Raw genomic sequence first — 18,243 nt, 5'->3', positions numbered from 1 at the left:
AATAACAGCATCCGCTTTTGTGTTTATAGTTGTAAGGCAAAAGGCTTATGTCTTATCTAGCCTCTGCTACAGATACAAATTGAAAAACATCTCCGTTAAACAATCCTTTATCACTTAACTTAAGTGACGGAATTACCAGCAAAGCCATAAAAGAAAGCGTCATGAACGGGGATGCCAAGGTGCTGCCCATATCTTTGCTCATTTTGTCAATTGCTGAATAGGCGTTGGCCACTTTATAACCGTCCTCAGCCGACATAATGCCTGCTACTGGTAAAGGCAACAGCTGCTCAACGGTTCCATCAACGGCTGCTACGCCTCCTTTAGCACCAATAATCAGGTTAACAGCTTTGGCAATGCTTTCATCATCTGCTCCTACGGCAATAATATTATGCGAATCATGCCCTACTGAAGAAGCAATGGCACCACGTTTTAAGCCGACATTCTTGATAAAAGCTACGGCAGGTTCTGCATTTTCATACCGGTTCACCACAGTTAGCTTCAGCACGTCTTGTGCTGTGTCAGAAACTATAAACCCATTCTCAATTTTAGGTGTGGCCCATTGTTCTTTGGTGATCAGTTGCCCGTCGAAGGTTTCTATGACTCTTATCTGAGTTGCCTTGTCTGCTGCAATGGCAAATTGTTCAGGAGCTTTAGGTGCTGTGTTAAAGTTGTTTATTTTTTCGCTTGGCGTAAAAGGAATGTTAGTTCTGCCTTGCGCTGCTACTAGTTCTCCGTTAATGTAAGTCTTCAGTATGTTAAAGTCATCAAGATTGTCCACTACTATAAAGTCGGCAGGATCATTTTGCTGCAACAGGCCTACATCCAGTTTAAAATGATCTATCGGGTTTTTACAGGCTGCTTTCAACACATGAAACAGGCCGTGTCCTTTGGCTAAGGCTCGTTTTACCAGCAGGTTTATGTGCCCTTCTACCAAGTTGTCAGGGTGTTTGTCATCAGAGCAGAACATAATATCGTCCGGGTAATCAGCTAGCAGAGGAATTAGCGCCTCAAAGTTTTTAGCTGCACTGCCTTCACGTATCAATATTTTCATTCCTGCAGCCAATTTATCCAGGGCCTCTTCAGCAGTAAAACATTCGTGGTCTGTGGAAATGCCCGCAGAGGCATATAACAGCGCTTGCTCTCCTCTTAAACCAGGTGCATGCCCATCTACTGTCTTGCCGTATTTTTTCGCCAGTTCAATTTTCTCCATTACACTAGCATCACGGTTTAGTACGCCTGGCCAGTTCATCATTTCAGCGAGGTACTTTATTTCTTTCCGCTGGAAAAGCTTTTCAATATCGGCAGCTGTTATTTCGGCTCCGGCAGTTTCAAAAGGAGTGGCAGGTACACAAGAGGGGGCACCAAAGTAAAACTTAAATGGTACTTTATTTCCGTTCTCTATCATGTACTCTACACCTTTTATGCCTAACACATTTCCTATTTCGTGTGGGTCCGAAACAGTGGTTACAGTACCATGCACAACAGCCAGCCGGGCAAACTCACAAGGCACAAGCATAGAGCTCTCTACATGCACATGAGCATCTATAAAACCCGGTAGAATATACTTTTGGCTTTCAGTTACCTCACGAACTATTTTAGAAATCTGTCCGTTGGTGACATGAACAGTACCTTCATAAATTTCTTGCTGGTGTAGGTCTATAATACGGCCGCTAACGGTAAAGTCTGTGTGCATGTTCGTATGTTTTGTTCAGATAAATTGTATTGGTTTGGGCTTGAACCCGTAAATTACTTTATATTTGCATTAAATACAGTCATTTTGAGAAAGATAGTTTCATACCTTGTTTTAGCGTGCTTTTTGGTTACAGGTTCTGCCCTGGAGGGGTGTACTGCTAAAACACCACAGCAAAAAAAGACTGCTTCACTTAAGAGAAAGGCTAAGCGCGGTAAACTGCCTTGCCCTTGCGATTCAAATTAATTCCTATTCTGCTTGTTATGAAGAAAATCGTGATTGCTATCGACGGCTACTCCTCGTGCGGTAAAAGTACGACTGCAAAACTGGTGGCTGCTGAACTTGGGTACGCCTACATTGATACTGGTGCCATGTATAGAGCGGTTACGTTGTATTTTCTTCAGAACCATATTTCGCTAACCAACCCAAAAGAGATTCAAAAAGCACTCGATAATATCGAGATATCTTTCCACTATAATCCTAAGGCTAAGAGAAACGAAGTTTTTCTAAATGGTCTTAATGTGGAAGATGAGATCAGGAAGATGTATATCTCTAATAATGTGAGCGAGGTAAGTGTAATACCAGAGGTGCGAAAAGCAATGGTGGCACAACAACAGAACATGGGCAAGAAGCGCGGCGTAGTAATGGATGGCCGTGACATAGGCACAGCTGTATTCCCGGATGCGGAGGTGAAAATTTTTATGACAGCCGATGTAAACACCCGTGCCAAAAGGCGGCAGCAGGAGCTACTCGAAAAGAAGCAATTAGTAAACCTGGACGAGATTAGAGAAAACCTGGAAAAGCGGGATAAAATAGATTCAACCAGAACAGAAAGCCCGCTGCGACAGGCAGAGGATGCTCATTTACTGGATACCTCACACATGGTAATAGAAGAACAGGTAGAGTTTGTATTAAATAAAACTGCCTCAGCTATGTTTGAGAAAGAAAATATTGAAGCAAAGTGATGAACGTAACCATAGATAAAAACTCTGGCTATTGTTTTGGCGTGGAATTCGCCATACAAATGGCTGAGGATGAAATGGAGAATTGCAAGGAACTCTACTGCCTTGGCGATATTGTGCATAATGGTATGGAAGTGAAGCGCCTTTATGAAAAAGGGCTTCGAATTATAGACCGCGATCAGCTGCAGGAACTGCGCGACTGTAAAGTCCTGATCAGAGCACACGGTGAGCCCCCAGAAACGTATAAGCTTGCTTTGGAAAATAACATTGAACTGATAGATGCTTCCTGTCCGGTTGTGCTGAAGCTGCAAAACCGGGTGAAACATGCTTTTGATTCTACCAAGAATGAAGACGGCCAGATTGTTATTTACGGGCAGCAGGGGCATGCGGAAGTAATTGGTTTGGCTGGGCAGACGCGTGGCGAAGCAATTATTGTAACTACGGAAGAAGATCTGGCAAAGATAGACTTCAGGAAACCCGTCACACTTTTCAGCCAGACAACTAAGAGCACCAAAGGCTTCTATCATATTAAAGCATTGATAGAAGAGCGTATGCAGCAGGCAAACCAGGATAGCACGCTTCCGGCTTTTGATGCAAACGACAGCATTTGCCGGCAGGTGTCGAATCGGGAGCCGCAGCTAACAAAGTTTTCAGCAGAGCACGATGTAATTGTGTTTGTAAGCGGGAAAAAAAGCTCGAACGGAAAAGCTTTGTACAGCGTATGCAAGCAGCACAATCCGAACAGCTACTTTATAGAAAGCGAAGAGGAGCTGGAGAAAGCATGGTTTACCAATGCTACCAGTGTAGGTATTTGCGGTGCTACTTCTACGCCTATGTGGCTGATGCAGCAGGTTGCTGACAGTATAAAAAAGTTGAATACAGAGGTTGCCTAGCGTAAATAGCTTATGGTTAAATATAAAGCATAATTACTATATTTAGGCTTTGCTTAGGCAAAGCCTTTTTTGTGAACATACCATATGAACCGATTTATCCGCTATTTCCTTAACGGGCTTTTGATTATAGCCCCCTTTACTCTTACCGTCTGGATTGTGGTAGCTGTGATTGATTGGCTAGATAGCCTGTTCGATCTGGGTATCCCGGGGTTGGGTATCCTGCTGATGGTGCTTTTACTGACGGTGGTAGGCTGGATCGGTTCCTCTTTCTTTGTGCGTCCGTTTATTACTATCGCAGAACGTGTTTTGCATAAAGTACCACTTGTCAGTATTATCTATTCCAGTATTAAAGATCTGTTTGATGCCTTTATGGGAGATAATCAGAAGTTTAATAAGCCTGTGATGGTAAAAATGGGAGAAGATTCTGAAAACCATAAGCTGGGCTTTGTAACGCAGGATGTACTGCTAAGCATAAATCTGGAAGATAAAGTAGCCGTTTATTTTCCGCACTCTTATAACTTTTCCGGTGAGCTTTTCCTGGTGCCTAAGAAAAACGTAACTTACCTGGACCTTCCAAGCAGTGAAGTAATGAAGTTTATTGTTTCAGGAGGCGTGTCTCGATTGTAGGTATCACTAATTAACATACTTGCCACAAATTACGCACCATAAATCTCGTTTGCACTACCGAGTAATCGGGAATGGGAGCCGTGTGATGTTGGCTTTTCATGGCTATGGGCAAAGCAGCGCCTATTACCAGTCTATGGTAAAGGCACTTGGCAGCGACTACACCATGTATGCCTTCGACTTGTTCTTTCATGGGGGCAGCCAATTGCATAAGAACCAATCGCCACTTTCTAAAAAGCATCTTGCCGAAATTGTTGCTCACTTTCTGGAAGAACATAAGGTAAAGCGCTTTTCACTGATGGGCTTTAGCATGGGTGGCAAGTTTGCGCTAACCTTAGTAGAGAAGGTGCCGGATCGGATAGAGGAGCTCTTTTTAATTGCCCCGGATGGTATCAGCACAAGCTTCTGGTATAATATTGCCACTTACCCAGGTTGGTTGCAGCAGCTATTTAAGCGAACAGTACTAAAGCCCGCACCGCTTTTTAAACTGCTTAATACATTGAATAAGTACAAGATGGTACATAAAAGCCTGTTCCGTTTTGTTCACAATCAAATGGACAGCACTTCCAAACGGCTGCGGGTATACCGAAGTTGGATAGGCTTTCGGGAGTTAAGCTTTGATATCAGGTATATAGTACAGTTGCTCAACAAGCACCAGGTGCCAGTTACTATGTTTCTTGGTGAGTTTGATAGGGTTATCTCTCCAAAGCAGGTAAGCGCTTTTGTAAAGTCACTGGACAAGGGGGAACTGATTATGTTAAAAACGGGCCATACTCATTTGCTGCAGCGCGTGGCAGACCTGTTACAACAGAAGAAAAGGCTTAGTAACTGAAAAATACTTTACAAGCTAGTCCTGGTCAAAACTGAAAACATTGTGCTTCAGTAACAGTATATCTACTCTTAAATTTAATGTTAATACAGCAGTACCTGTTGTTACTTACCATAAGTATGCGCAACTTCGAACCCCGTAATCTTATAAAGCCTTTAAATATGAAAAAGCCATTAAACGTTGTTCTTTCGTTCTTTACTTTAGTTGCCGTTAGCGTTGGCTGCTCTTCAGAAAGCAGCAATAACAATAATGAAGATGTTACCAAAACAGGGCCAACTGAAACAGAACAAGCTACTGATGATACGGCCATAAGCCTGCCTACCGGCCCAATAGATAAGGACTTGGAAAGAATTAAAATGCCCGAAGGGTTCCGGATAGACTATTATGCCAAAGATGTGGAGAATGCCCGTTCTATGGCTCTTAGTCCTTCAGGAATACTTTTTGTAGGCACCCGCAGCAACGATAAGGTGTTTGCCGTTGTAGATAAGAACAGAGATGGCAAAGCAGATGAAGTAGTAGAGGTAGCTTCTGGTCTTACTTCACCAAATGGTGTCGCTATAAAAGACGGAGACTTGTATGTAGCTGAAATCAGCCGTGTTATTAAATTTGCTAACATAGAGCAGACCTTCCGGAATAAGCCACAGCCTGAAGTGGTAAACGATAAGTTTCCAACTGATGCTCACCATGGCTGGAAATATATTGCCTTTGGCCCGGATGGTAAACTTTATGTACCAGTAGGAGCTCCTTGTAATATCTGTAAGCCTGAGAAGCCAATCTATGCCGCTATCACGCGTATGAACGCCGATGGTTCTGGTTTGGAGGTATATGCAGAGGGTGTACGTAACTCTGTAGGGTTAACCTGGCATCCCGAAACTAAAGAACTTTACTTTACCGATAATGGCCGCGATATGCTGGGCGACAACCAGCCGGCAGATGAGCTTAACCGTGCAACACAGAAAGGCCAGCATTTTGGTTATCCTTACTGCCATGCAGGTACAATCTCAGACCCGGAGTTTGGTAATGAGCGTAACTGCAACGAATTTGTAAAGCCAGTTACGACACTAAGCCCGCATGGTGCATCGTTAGGCCTTAAGTTCTACACAGGCAATATGTTTCCGCAAGAGTACAAAAACAAAATATTTATTGCGGAACATGGCTCCTGGAACCGTTCTGAAAAGATTGGCTACCGGATAGCTTTGGTTACGCTTGATGGTAATGGTGGTGCTACTTATGAAGGTTTTGCCGAAGGATGGCTACAAGGGCAGGAGGATTGGGGTCGCCCGGCAGATGTACTTGTTATGCCTGATGGCTCTATGTTGGTGTCGGATGACAAAAACAACGCTATCTACCGTATTACTTATAGTAAATAACTAATGAGTTAGAAACTATAGGTACTGGTCTAATGCGCTTAAGGGGTTTTAAAGTTCAGTAGCTGTAGTTTCTGGTTTCTTCACTAGCCTTAACTGCTGATGAGAGAGGAAAATCAAAATAAAGTAAAGTCAGAAAAAATGCTTATCGGGAGGCGTGAACTTGTCTCTTTTCCAGAACTCGATATAGAGGAGATTGAAGCCAAAATAGATACTGGTGCCTATACCTCTGCTATTCATTGTTCCGATATACATGAGGAAACTATGCCTGATGGAACGGTGGTAATTCAACTGGATTTGCTGGATCCCTCTCACCCACAGTACAACCACAAGAAGCTTCAGTTTTCGGAGTACGACCTGCGGGAAATTAAGAATTCCTTCGGCGATGTGCAGGAACGCTACGTAATTAAAACCAGGATCAAACTCTTTGAAGAGGAGATAGAGACAGAGTTCTCTTTATCTGACCGTAGCGATATGAAGTACCCGGTACTGATCGGGCGCAAGCTTCTAAAGGGTAGGTTTATAGTCGATGTTTGCCGTAAAAACATCGCACAGAAATCAAAATCAAAACAAAAGAAGAAATAGGATTTTTATGAAAATAGCCATTCTCTCGCGCAATCCAAAGTTATACTCTACCCGCCGGCTGGTGGAGGCAGCTGAGCAGCGGGGGCACGAGGCCGTAGTGCTGGACCATTTAAGTTGCGACCTGGTGATGGAGCAGGGCGACCCACATATTCTTTACAAAGGGAAGCGCTTAAGTGATATTGATGTGGTAATTCCGCGCATAGGTGCTTCTGTTACTTTTTACGGTGCTGCTGTCGTGCGTCAGTTTCAGATGGCTAAATCAAAAAGTGCTGTCAGTTCACAAGCTATATTACGCTCCCGCGATAAGCTGCGCAGCCTTCAGATTCTTTCCCGAGCCGGATTGGGTATGCCTAAAACAGCCTTTACGAACTATTCTAAAAACACATCACAGCTGGTAAACGAAGTTGGAGGTGCTCCATTGGTAATAAAGTTACTGGAAGGAACACAAGGCTTAGGTGTGGTATTGGCAGAAACAAAAAAAGCTGCTGAGTCGGTAATTGAGGCTTTTCATAATTTAAAAGCGCGGATTATAGTGCAGGAGTTTATTTCGGAGGCTGGAGGCGCCGACATACGTGCCTTTGTTGTAAACGGCGAGGTAGTAGGAGCCATGAAGCGTCAGGGAAAAGAGGGGGAGTTCCGTTCTAACCTGCACCGAGGAGGTAATGCATCGCTTATTAAACTTACACGAAAAGAAAAAGCCGCGGCTTTGTTAGCTGCCAAATCATTAGGGTTGGGAATAGCAGGTGTTGATATGTTGCAGTCTAAGCGCGGCCCTTTGATTCTGGAGGTGAACTCTTCACCAGGTTTGGAGGGTATTGAACGTGCTACACAAAAAGACATTGCTTCTAAAATCATAGAATATACAGAGCAGTTGGCACAGAAAAGGCCTAAAAAAGGAGTAGAGGAGTAATAATAGCATGCCCGAAACAATAGTTATCAACGGTAAAAGTATAGACCGGGGAGAGAAAGTATTAACTAAGCTAGTAATTAGTAAGCTGCCGAGCGGTACTGTAATCGAAATTCCGGTTTATGTTTTTCGCTCGGTACATGATGGGCCAGTGGTGCTGCTGATGGCAGGCATGCATGGCGATGAGGTGAACGGAACTGAGATTATCCGCCGTATGCTGAGCAAAAAAATGCTCTATCCGCTAAAAGGCACTATCATTGCTGTACCCGTGCTCAATATTTACGGCTTCCTTAACTTTTCCAGGGAAATGCCGGATGGTAAGGACGTAAATCGCAGTTTTCCGGGTAATCGAGAAGGTTCCCTCGCCAGCCGTATGGCATATCGTTTCATGAAAGAGGTAGTGCCATATGTAGATTTTGGCATTGATTTTCATACAGGCGGAGCCAGCCGTGCTAACTATCCACAGATACGCTGTTTAACAGACAGCATGCGTAACGAAGAGCTGGCAAGGGCTTTTGCGGCACCTTTTATCATGAACTCACCGTACAGGCAAGGCTCTCTCCGGAAAGAAGCTTCTAAGCTAGGCAAAGCTATATTGGTTTATGAAACAGGAGAAAGCCTGCGTTTTGATGAGAAGGGCATAAATATTGGTATTGAAGGAACCTGTCGTTTATTGCACCACCTGGGCATGATGGCTAATTATACCCCTGCTGCCGAAGAAACGGTACTATGTCTGAAAGATGTTTGGGTACGTGCTAAAAATGCAGGCTTATGGCGTACGTTTGTTAAGATAGGAGAGCTTGTGAAGAAGAACCAGCATATTGGCAGCATTACAGACCCTTATGGAGAAATGGAAGTACGTCTGACTGCTCCTGCCACTGGTTATGTAGTTGGGATTAATAACATGCCTGTAGTAAACCAAGGCGATGCCTTGCTGCATATTGCTTATTGAAGTTGGAGGTTATATTCTTTAAGTTAAGTATAGAAATAAACTAGCCACTGCAGTTACCAACAGTGGTTAGTTTGGTTTTGATCAGAAAAGCTACCTGAGAAACAAAAACTGACAATATGTAATCATTGAAGTTAGAATACACAAACGCTTAGGAATTTCCAGTAGTGATTTAAAAGAAACTGAAGCTGCCCTTCAGACAGGCTAATAGTTGCTGTAGAGATAGGAGGAGCAATAGTAGGACGTTGTTATTTGGCTGGTAGAGCAGTTGGGGAATTTATTTATAATGTTACTCATCAAATATGAAATTTATCGAGTATGGATTGTAAGGAAAAAGAGATACGATAACACATTACTCTGTTGTAGTTTCTATTGCATTATATTTATGTATTATGCTAGTAAAGCAGTTGCTATGCAATTTAATCCGTTAGATGCTTCATGTCCAAAAAGTAAGTGCTTGCTTTAGCTACACAGTTGTTCCTTCCTGAAAGAAAGCTTAATAAATCATGAAAAATATGCTACCACTGTATTAAGCAACTTCTTAGGAGAACTTAAAACAGTAAGCGCCTGCTAAAGTACAGCAGGCGCTTACTGTTTTAAAAGCTTTATATCGTAACAATTAAAACACATATCTTACGTGCAGGGCTGAATTCCAGAAACCGCCGCCTGCGGGCAGGTTTAGTTGTGGTTTAATGTCTGCGCCAATAGTAAAAGGGATCTCGCGAATGTAGTATTCCAAACCAACTATACCGTCTATACCAAGACCAAAAATATTATCGTCTCTGTGCTCATAGCGCTTGTTGCCACGGTTACGGTAATAGTAATAGCCATCATAAAAGCCAATGTGCCCGCCCAGGCCGTAGTACCATTGCAGTCCTTCAACATTAAAAGCAGGAGCATGTAGTTCGTACAAGGCAGTCAGAACAGTACCTCTGTAGCGGAAACTAGAGCTGATGATGCCTTCAATGGCAGCTTCGTTATCAATAAAATGTTTGATGGTAAGGCCAGATGCATCGCCACCTCTAAGGCCGATTCCGGTTGTATAGCCGCTGCTCTGGGCCTGGGCGGTAGGGTTTAATAGTAGCACAAGTGCCATGAAGGCGGAAATCCGTAGAATAGTTTTCATTAGTGTTTTAACATTGTTAGGTAATTTGATGCAGCTGAGAAAAATTTCCCCGCCCTTCGCGGCTGCAAAAGTAAAACTTCTAACGTAGTAAAACCCTAATTCTGTATAAGAAATACTATTTTCCCTGATTAGATTTATAAGTCTGGAGGTAAGCTGTTTTTTTAGTGCGGCGACCAATAAGTTTGAAGAAAGAGATAAAATGCTCTTGGTCAAGCTGTATGGCTTTGGCAAAAGGATCTTGTTTGTCCTCGTTTTCAAAGTAGCGGATGTACTCCTGGCGAACTAAAGCTGCTTCTGCTATTTCCTCAGCCGCTTCTATATGTACCAGGCCTGTTTTCTCCCAGAGTTTACGCCACCAGTCTATGCTGTGTATAAAGTACCAGTAATTTTGATAGTCCTTCTTAAGAAACTCAGGGACTTGTTTCAGTGTTTTAATCTCCTGGGTAAAGCATACATCTATAATGGCTATGTATCCTTCAGGCTTGATAAAGCGGCATATATAAGGGAGATACTTTTCGTCGGTGCCAAAGTAGGTGTAGGAGTCTATGACAATGACTGCATCGAAATACTCTTCGGCAAAAGGTAAGGCGCGGGCATCGGCCTGTACAGGTATTACCTTATGAGCGCAATCTTCTTTCATAATGCGTTCATAGTTGGCGCTGGCTGAAATGGCATCATCCACAGCAAAAACAGTTACCCCGAATTCTTTGGCCAGAAATATAGAGCTAATGCCTTTGCCGCAGCCAAGGTCGAGCACGCGCATGCCCGGCTTCAGGTTTAAGGACTTGGTAAGGCTCTCGAGATTAAAGAGTACGTTTTCTCCCATGGAATGCCTGCGCACCCACTCCGGGTCGTAGTGAGATGCTTTTGGGAAAACATGTTGTATGTGGTGTGGCTGCATATTGTAAACTAAATCTTGCGTAGCCTGTACGGTAGCGCATGAGCTATAGTTTTACACCCATGGCGGCTATTTCGTCTGATGGGTGAACGTGCACACCTGAAAGATTTTGGGAAGCTGCGTATAACATGGCTTTGGCAACAGCTTCGGCCTCTATAGGCTTGTACTTCTGTAAAGGGCCAACCATAAATTTACTTAATGGTTGCATCACCTTGGATGCGAAGTCTTCCCCAGTGCGTTGCTCGTCCCGCTCGCCCAGCAGTAGTGATGGGCGAAAAATGTGTATGGTATTAAATTCCATCTGCTGTAAGTCGTCTTCCATTTCGCCTTTTACTCGGTTATAGAAAATAAGGGAGCTTTTGTCAGCACCCATAGCCGACACAACCAGAAACTGTGAGGTGATTCTGCTTCTGCTCACTTCAGCTAATTGCGTTACATAGGTGTGATCAACTTTATAAAAGGCTTCTTTTGAACCTGCTTTCTTTATAGTTGTGCCGAGGCAGCAGAATACATCGTCAGCAGCCAGGTCGTGCGCATAGCTTTTCAGGTCGTCAAAGTCAATTACTTTCTGGTCCAGTTTAGGGTGAATTATGGGCAAGTCTCGTCTGCCTATAGAAATAACCTCGCTGTACCTGTTGCTTTTTAACAGCAGGTTCAGACAATGGCTACCTACCAAGCCACTGGCTCCGGCTATCAGGGCGGTTCTTACTTTTTCCATAACTAGCATTAAGCTTACGCAGACAGTACGTTTCTTCAGAAATAATGTCTATTAAATATAATAAATAAGCTTAGGAATATATTATTCCATTATACTTAAATGGAAGAATTCAGCATCTTTAACGTGACGCGAGGCGAATATGGTCCTCAGCCAACTGTATCTGACCATTTTTGTAAAGAGTGCCTATCGCTTTCTTAAATGTTTTCTTACTCATGCCAAACGCCAGATAAATTTCTTCGGGGCTGCTGTTGTCCGAGAGAGGCAGGCGCCCACTTGGTTGATTCTGAAGTTTGTCCAGAATCTTCTGAGACGCATCAGTTACTTCAGTTTTAGCAGTTGTGTCTGGTTTACGCAGGCTTACGTCTACTTTATTATCTTCCCTGATGTTTTTGATGTACCCGGTTAGTCTATCACCTAAGCGCACATCCTGAAACACCTCATTTTTAAACAACATACCCATGTATTTGCCATCTATGATGACTTTGATACCAATGTCTGTAAAGCCGGCTACCATTAAAGCTGCTTCCTGCCCCACTGTAAGCTGAATATTCTCATTCTGAAGATACTTACCCAGTTTTGAGGTAGCTACTACACGGTCAGAAGTTTCATCCAGGTACAGGTACACACAGTACTTGCGCCCGACATTCATTTTGTCTTTTTGGTTATGGAGTGGCACCAGCAAGTCTTTCTCCAGTCCCCATTCCAAAAAGGCTCCAAACGGAGTAACGTCTTTGCAGGTAAGGCAGGCAAACTCACCAACGGTGGCATAAGGTTCCAGGGTAGTGGCAATCATACGGTCTTCGGAGTCACGGTAGATAAACACGCGTAGTTTGTCTCCAATTTTGGCATCTTCAGGTATGTATTTGTTAGGCAGCAGAATGTCGCCATCCTCTGATGCTAAATACACGCCGAAATCTACCTCACGGGCTATCTCCAGTTCGTTATAATTACCAAGTTCTACCATCGTATTGTTCCTTTGATTAAGTATGTTCTGCAAAGCTAAGAAAAACGGCATCCGTGGGAAAGAAGATACGCCATTGCTCCTAATTAAATTAAAAGTAGCTGGCTGTGATGGGTTATTTCCTATATAGAATGTAATTTAATATAAGTTGATAGTTGTTAATAGACTAACGGAATTCAACCACACCAGGGGTGGTAAAGCGGAAGTCAGTAAAGTCATAATAAGGACGGCTGGAGCCAAAGATTCTAAAACTATCCATGTTGCCGTTTTGAGGTAGCTTGGGATAATAGCCAATCAGGATCTGAATGGTACTAAAGGAAAGGTACTCATTTCGGAAACGCAAACCAACCCCAAAACCTCGGTAAGGAGATTCATTGAAAGGAGAGCTTTTATTGCCTGTTGAAAGCCAGGCAACATCGGCGAACGCAAGAGCAGCTAACCTAAAGCCGAACAATGTGAAAGGAGTGTAAAGGTTTGCTTCATAATTCAGCACGGCACGCCTGCTCCCACGCACAAACTCAGAGCGGAAGCCCCGCAAGCCAAGCTCTTTGTCAATAGAAAGTAACTCCTCCGGGTTCCGGTTAATGCCAATGGTGGCGCGGCCAATTACATAGTGGCGCAGCTTCCAGTTGCCCCATTCCAACAATCTTGTAAAGTACATCGACTGAACATCCAGCATACCCTGCTCCCATTTATTGTCCCGGATATAAGAGCCGTAGGTAGCACTGCCATATAAGTAGCCGAAATTAGCGCTGTACTTAGCGAGCGAAGTGGTAGCTCCAAAGTAGCGCCTGTCTTTTATAGCTCCTTTCTCATAACCATAAGTAAGAGAGGCAAACGTACCTGCCGGAATGTCTTCTGTACGGCCAAATCCGAATAAAAAGCGATCTTTATAGTACTTCCGAACGCTGTAACCAATACTGCCAAGCATTAGTGTATTGTCCTGAAAGTTTTCGGTAGGAGTAGTTTTATAATCTGTATTGATAACTCTTAAGCCAACTATTAGCCGACCTTTTGCTTCATACCCGAGGTTGTAGTTTTTAAGCTTTATTGCGCGCCCCAGCCAGGCCTCCTGCCTGTTGTAGGTAAGTTTGCCAAAGACAACAGCTGTGTCTGTAGGTGAAGAAGGCATTTGTAGGCGCTCCTCCACTAAACTTAGGCCAACGGCACCGGCATATTTAGTATTTGTAGAGAAGAAGTCTCTGCTTAAATAGGCGCTCTTCTCTTTATAGTAGTTTTGATTTGAATATATAACATCAGCAGAGATATATGACCTGCCAATGTTTTCTACGCTATAGGAAGCGTCAAACTCCCAGGGGCGGGGGCGGTTCATTCCGAAGCGGTAGGAGGTGCGTAGCTGATGCCCTTGGCCAAGGAAGTTAAGTTCGCGCGGAGCTATACGCCCGGATCCGGAAGAAGGAGAGTACGAGCCTGAGCCCCCAAGGCTAAAAATATCCTTTGCTAAAACATATACATCAACGCTGTCATCTGTTGTAGTCTGCTCATTTACAATAATGCGGGCATCAAGTAAATATTCCGTCTGGCGAAGTAAACGTTCTGATTCTACCAGAGCTAATGGCTCCAGGGGCTCATTCTTCCGGAAAAGCAGTTTATTGCGGATAAGGCTGCGCCCGGTTTTTACATGAAGTGAATTGCCTGCTTTTTCCAGAAAGTTTCGAGGCACACGTGCCGTGTCGTTAATAGAGTAGCCCAGCGGGTCTAGGGTTCTGATCTCAATATGGCGTACAATCTTGTAATTATGCTTTTCATATTCCCGCTTTATCAGTTCTGCGTCTAGCCCTGCTACTTCTTCGTTGTGCCGGTCAAAATCCAGAACGGCCTTTAGGAACTTACCCATTATTGTTTTCCGCTCCGATATCTGACGAAGGTTCTCCATTACACGCTCATCAAACTTCATTCTGGTCGAATCTGCTTGCGTACTGTCGTTATTTATCTGAGACGCCTCCTGGGCACAACATACATGCGCAGACAGAAGCAATATGCCTAACAGGCACACCAGTTGTGAGCGAATAAATGTAAGGTGCAGAAGAAACATGTATAAATAAATAGCCGCTATATGCGGCCAAAGCCTACTAATATAACGCTTTAATTTAGGTATTGCTGATAATATTCTGCCACAAAAATTGTACAACTTTTGCTAAGCTATTATTTGTCGGTAAAAATAATACAATATGCTAATATTATTAGTCATTAACGTTTGTTGATAAACATGTTAATAACTTTTGCTAATAATATTGGTTTTTAAAAGAAGCGTCTCTTATCTTTATCTCGTTGAAATTAGATATAAGTATAATATGGACAGCAGGATAAGTGATAAGCTAAAGATATTAGCAGATGCTGCTAAATATGATGTTTCCTGCTCATCCAGTGGCGGAAAGCGTAAGAATGACAATAAAGGCCTGGGGAACTCTGAGGGTATGGGTATTTGCCATAGCTATACCGAAGATGGCCGTTGTGTTTCGCTGCTCAAAATTCTGCTTACTAATTACTGCATTTATGATTGTGCTTACTGTGTTACCCGCAAAAGTAACGATGTGCAAAGAGCGGCTTTTACTGTACAGGAGGTAGTAGACCTGACAATAAATTTCTATCGTCGCAATTATATAGAAGGACTGTTTCTTAGCTCAGGTATATTTAAAAATGCTGATTATACAATGGAGCGCCTAGTGCGGATAGCCAAAAAGCTACGGCAGGAACAGAAGTTTAATGGCTATATCCATTTAAAAACCATACCAGGTGCAAGCGAAGAACTGATAAAAGAGGCAGGGCTGTATGCTGACAGGTTAAGTGTGAATATTGAACTGCCATCGGAGCAAAGTCTAAAGCAACTGGCACCGGAGAAGAACTATACAGAAATTCTGCTGCCGATGGATAATATAAAACAGCAACTGGTACAGGCAAAAGAAGAAAGCAAGTTGTTTAAATCTGCGCCTGTGTTTGCTCCGGCAGGCCAAAGTACGCAGCTTATTGTAGGAGCCTCTGCAGAAAACGACCACCAAATACTTCAACTCTCCAGTGGCTTGTACAAAGACTACAATCTTAAGCGGGTTTATTACTCTGGTTATGTGCCGATAAGCAGCGATAGCCGGTTGCCTATTATAACAGGGCCTCCCATTATTAGGGAAAACCGCATTTACCAGGCAGACTGGCTCATGCGATTCTATGGATTTTCGGCAAGTGAAATAGTAGATGAAAAGCAACCGAACCTGGATCTGGAAATAGACCCGAAATTGGCGTGGGCACTCCGTAACCGCTATATGTTCCCGGTAGAGATAAACACTGCTGATTATGAGCTGATATTGCGTGTGCCTGGCATCGGTGTAAAATCAGCAAAAAAAATAGTGTCAGCACGTCGGTTTGCGCAGTTAAGCTTTGAGCATTTGCGCCAGATGGGAGTGGTATTAAAACGAGCCAAGTATTTTATTACCTGCCAGGCAAAAAGCTTACACCGGCACGATTTTGATTCGCAGGTAATCCGCAGAAAAATATTATTCGGTGATGGGGCAGTACGCAGTTCTCTGCTAACACAGCAGTTAGACCTGTTTCGGCAGGTAGGTTAATTTTTAGAATAATGAAGAATGGCCGCAAGTAAAAAGAAAACAGTCACATCAATCCATACTCCTACATCAATCCAACCTAAAAAAATAATTGTCATGAGAAATAATCAGAAAGTTGCCCGTGTGTCGCTTTACTGTAAATTAAACATGCTGGTGCCACAGCTACAAAGCCTTGCCAGCAGAGCTCAGGCTCATAACAATGATAAAACACGTAGTAATACCTCTAAGCAATAGCGCTATAACAATAGCTAAACATGTACTTGTACACGTACGATGGCACTTTTGAAGGGCTGCTGACAGTAGTGTTTGAAGCTTATGAGCGTAAAGCCTGGCCAGTAAGTATAGCGCGCGCTTACTTGGTGCAGCCTGATATGTTTGGTGAGAGCATAACTGTCGTAACCGATGATCAGAAAGCCAGTCGGGTATGGTCGGGGTTGCAAAAAAAGCTATCAGTGGAGGCGCAGCAGGCTTTATATTATGCTTTTCTGTGGGAGCAAAAAGGCTATGAAATGCTTGTCTTTGATTATATTAAGTTAGTGTTTGATAGTCCTGTAAGTATAGAGGGAAATTATGCTGCTCCCTGTGTACTGCAGTTGCAGCAGGTACATAAGCAGGTGCATCGTGAGAAGCACAGGATGGAGGCTTTTGTTCGTTTTCAGAAAACAAGTGATGGCTTATATTTTGCTACTATTGCTCCGGATTTTAATGTTTTACCAATTGTTATAAACCATTTTGAAAAACGGTATGCAGATCAGCGCTGGGTAATCTACGACCTCCACCGTAAATACGGAGCATATTATGATCTGGCTTCTACTTTATTGATCGATTTGGAGGAAACAGGCAGTAAAGCTTTGCAAGCTGTTTTGCTAGGTAATGTACTTGATGAGGAAGAGGATAAATATAAACAACTCTGGCAGGTATATTTTGATCACGTGAATATTCCTGAGCGGAAGAACCCAAAGCTACACCAGCGCCACATGCCAAAACGCTACTGGAAATACCTTAGCGAAAAACAACCTAAAATCGATTTAAAATCTGAGCGGCTAATGTAACGGACATAGGTTTAGTTTGTTGCAAAAAAAAGCGCTTAATCTGCAACAAAAGCTAATATATATACGTAAAATGGAATATATATTGTTTTAATGATAAAAAGTGTAGTAAGCTTTTTAAGGTAATCTGAATAGATATAAAGCTACTGTTGCTGCACATAAAAAACACTTTGCTCCATGAACACACGCGTAAGAAAGAAACTCATTCAAGTGGCTCGTGGTAGAGCACATCTGATGTCTTTTCAGAACCTGATTCTTGAAGCTGAGCTTGGGCTCAACTTAGAAAATTCTCATGAGCGCTACCTGTTAAACGATGTAATTGACGAAATATCTGAACTGGAACACTCAGCAGGTCGACCTCTTCTTAGTAGTCTTGTCCGTGTTAAAGGCCAGAAGAATCAAGGAGATAGTTTTTTCCGGCTGTGCGAACGCCTTGGTTATGGTAATTGGAAAGACTTAAAGAAAGATAAGGACTTTATTGAATCACAACGCGAAGCCTGTCGCGAGTTTTGGCAAGATGGGAAAAACTTCTCTACATATCTATAACATAAGGTAAAGGCAATGAATAGCTCTTGCCTCTCTTGTCATTAGCTTGTTTTAAAAGCTGTCAGATTCTTTTATGAGCTTAAAGTTAAAAAGCGCATTCACTTTTCGATTGAGAAAGGTAAATGCGCTTTTTAGCTATAAGCTTAGTTTAAGTCGTAAAGCTTGATAATAAAGCTAAAAATAATTAGTGGATTAGGTTACTACTCTCTTTTGAGAGAATTTTAAATAGATTGTTCTAAAGCAAGTATTCTTTTATAGAAGGTTTTCCCTAGGCTTTATAAGCAAGCTATCTGCTGTCGGTAAAGTTATTGCTGTCTTGTTTGCTAATGCCATCAATAATAAACCAATATTATTATATCCCCAAAGAACAATTCTAAAATCTTCTGCTAGATTGATGGTTTAAGTAAAGTGCCAGTTAGTAACATCTTAGTTGCTTTTGCCTGTCTTATTTTAATTCTGAAAAAGCTAAGTCAACACTATATTTAGTATTCTGCTGTTAAAATTTAATAAATAATTTATTTTGTTTTGGGATAATATATTAAAATATATGTATTTTTATAC

The 18,243-nt window shown here is 42.7% G+C and carries 18 protein-coding genes; 12 read left to right on the top strand and 6 right to left on the bottom strand.

All coding sequences use genetic code 11. From position 1 onward, the window contains the following. Positions 1-52: 52 nt before the first annotated feature. Positions 53-1,693, bottom strand: coding sequence for an adenine deaminase (gene ade / locus LN995_RS09835; RefSeq protein WP_229960804.1), 1,641 nt, complete (start codon positions 1,691-1,693; stop codon positions 53-55). A gap of 260 nt (positions 1,694-1,953) precedes the next feature. Between ade and cmk the strand changes: the two genes are divergently transcribed. From cmk to LN995_RS09795, 8 genes are all read left to right on the top strand, one after another. Next, entirely contained in the window at positions 1,954-2,655 is a 702-nt protein-coding gene (cmk, locus tag LN995_RS09830; protein ID WP_229960802.1) for a (d)CMP kinase, read from the top strand. Beyond that, a complete protein-coding gene (locus tag LN995_RS09825) occupies positions 2,655-3,545 on the top strand; it encodes a 4-hydroxy-3-methylbut-2-enyl diphosphate reductase (protein ID WP_229960800.1) in 891 nt (296 codons plus the stop codon). Before cmk ends, LN995_RS09825 begins: the two co-directional genes overlap by 1 nt. Positions 3,546-3,629: 84 nt before the next feature. Further along, the gene (locus LN995_RS09820; RefSeq protein WP_229960798.1) at positions 3,630-4,172 is read left to right on the top strand and encodes a DUF502 domain-containing protein; all 543 of its coding nucleotides are present in this window, start codon (positions 3,630-3,632) and stop codon (positions 4,170-4,172) included. Positions 4,173-4,191: 19 nt separating this feature from the next. Continuing rightward, entirely contained in the window at positions 4,192-5,001 is an 810-nt protein-coding gene (locus LN995_RS09815) for an alpha/beta fold hydrolase (protein WP_229960796.1), read from the top strand. A gap of 158 nt (positions 5,002-5,159) precedes the next feature. Next, positions 5,160-6,368 (top strand): PQQ-dependent sugar dehydrogenase, encoded by a 1,209-nt coding sequence (locus LN995_RS09810; protein ID WP_229960794.1) that lies wholly within the window; start codon positions 5,160-5,162, stop codon positions 6,366-6,368. A gap of 99 nt (positions 6,369-6,467) precedes the next feature. After that, entirely contained in the window at positions 6,468-6,950 is a 483-nt protein-coding gene (locus LN995_RS09805; RefSeq protein ID WP_229960792.1) for an ATP-dependent zinc protease family protein, read from the top strand. Between the two features lie 7 nt (positions 6,951-6,957). After that, the gene (gene rimK / locus LN995_RS09800; protein WP_229960790.1) at positions 6,958-7,860 is read left to right on the top strand and encodes a 30S ribosomal protein S6--L-glutamate ligase; all 903 of its coding nucleotides are present in this window, start codon (positions 6,958-6,960) and stop codon (positions 7,858-7,860) included. Positions 7,861-7,867: 7 nt separating this feature from the next. Continuing rightward, positions 7,868-8,809, top strand: coding sequence for a succinylglutamate desuccinylase/aspartoacylase family protein (locus LN995_RS09795; RefSeq protein WP_229960788.1), 942 nt, complete (start codon positions 7,868-7,870; stop codon positions 8,807-8,809). 616 nt (positions 8,810-9,425) lie between these two features. Here LN995_RS09795 and LN995_RS09790 read toward each other — a convergent pair. From LN995_RS09790 to LN995_RS09770, 5 genes are all read right to left on the bottom strand, one after another. After that, positions 9,426-9,932 carry a hypothetical protein gene (locus tag LN995_RS09790; RefSeq protein ID WP_229960786.1) on the bottom strand — a complete coding sequence of 169 codons (507 nt, stop codon included), beginning with the start codon at positions 9,930-9,932 and terminating at the stop codon, positions 9,426-9,428. A gap of 115 nt (positions 9,933-10,047) precedes the next feature. Continuing rightward, positions 10,048-10,833, bottom strand: coding sequence for an SAM-dependent methyltransferase (locus LN995_RS09785; protein ID WP_229960784.1), 786 nt, complete (start codon positions 10,831-10,833; stop codon positions 10,048-10,050). A 43-nt stretch (positions 10,834-10,876) separates the two neighbouring features. After that, positions 10,877-11,548 (bottom strand): oxidoreductase, encoded by a 672-nt coding sequence (locus tag LN995_RS09780; protein WP_229960782.1) that lies wholly within the window; start codon positions 11,546-11,548, stop codon positions 10,877-10,879. A gap of 118 nt (positions 11,549-11,666) precedes the next feature. Continuing rightward, complete coding sequence (locus tag LN995_RS09775; RefSeq protein ID WP_317206942.1) at positions 11,667-12,545, bottom strand: CvfB family protein; 879 nt, start codon at positions 12,543-12,545, stop codon at positions 11,667-11,669. Positions 12,546-12,675: 130 nt separating this feature from the next. Continuing rightward, positions 12,676-14,565 carry a BamA/TamA family outer membrane protein gene (locus LN995_RS09770; protein ID WP_229960780.1) on the bottom strand — a complete coding sequence of 630 codons (1,890 nt, stop codon included), beginning with the start codon at positions 14,563-14,565 and terminating at the stop codon, positions 12,676-12,678. Between the two features lie 259 nt (positions 14,566-14,824). Between LN995_RS09770 and LN995_RS09765 the strand changes: the two genes are divergently transcribed. From LN995_RS09765 to LN995_RS09750, 4 genes are all read left to right on the top strand, one after another. Next, positions 14,825-16,090, top strand: coding sequence for a putative DNA modification/repair radical SAM protein (locus LN995_RS09765; protein WP_229960778.1), 1,266 nt, complete (start codon positions 14,825-14,827; stop codon positions 16,088-16,090). Between the two features lie 93 nt (positions 16,091-16,183). Further along, a complete protein-coding gene (locus tag LN995_RS09760; RefSeq protein ID WP_229960776.1) occupies positions 16,184-16,321 on the top strand; it encodes a hypothetical protein in 138 nt (45 codons plus the stop codon). A 20-nt stretch (positions 16,322-16,341) separates the two neighbouring features. Further along, positions 16,342-17,139 carry a TIGR03915 family putative DNA repair protein gene (locus LN995_RS09755; protein WP_229960774.1) on the top strand — a complete coding sequence of 266 codons (798 nt, stop codon included), beginning with the start codon at positions 16,342-16,344 and terminating at the stop codon, positions 17,137-17,139. 174 nt (positions 17,140-17,313) lie between these two features. Continuing rightward, entirely contained in the window at positions 17,314-17,682 is a 369-nt protein-coding gene (locus tag LN995_RS09750) for a hypothetical protein (protein WP_229960773.1), read from the top strand. Positions 17,683-18,243: the final 561 nt, after the last annotated feature.

This window comes from Pontibacter silvestris (assembly GCF_020907275.1).
Taxonomy (GTDB): Bacteria; Bacteroidota; Bacteroidia; order Cytophagales; family Hymenobacteraceae; genus Pontibacter; species Pontibacter silvestris.
This window is presented reverse-complemented; position numbering and strand designations above follow the sequence as displayed.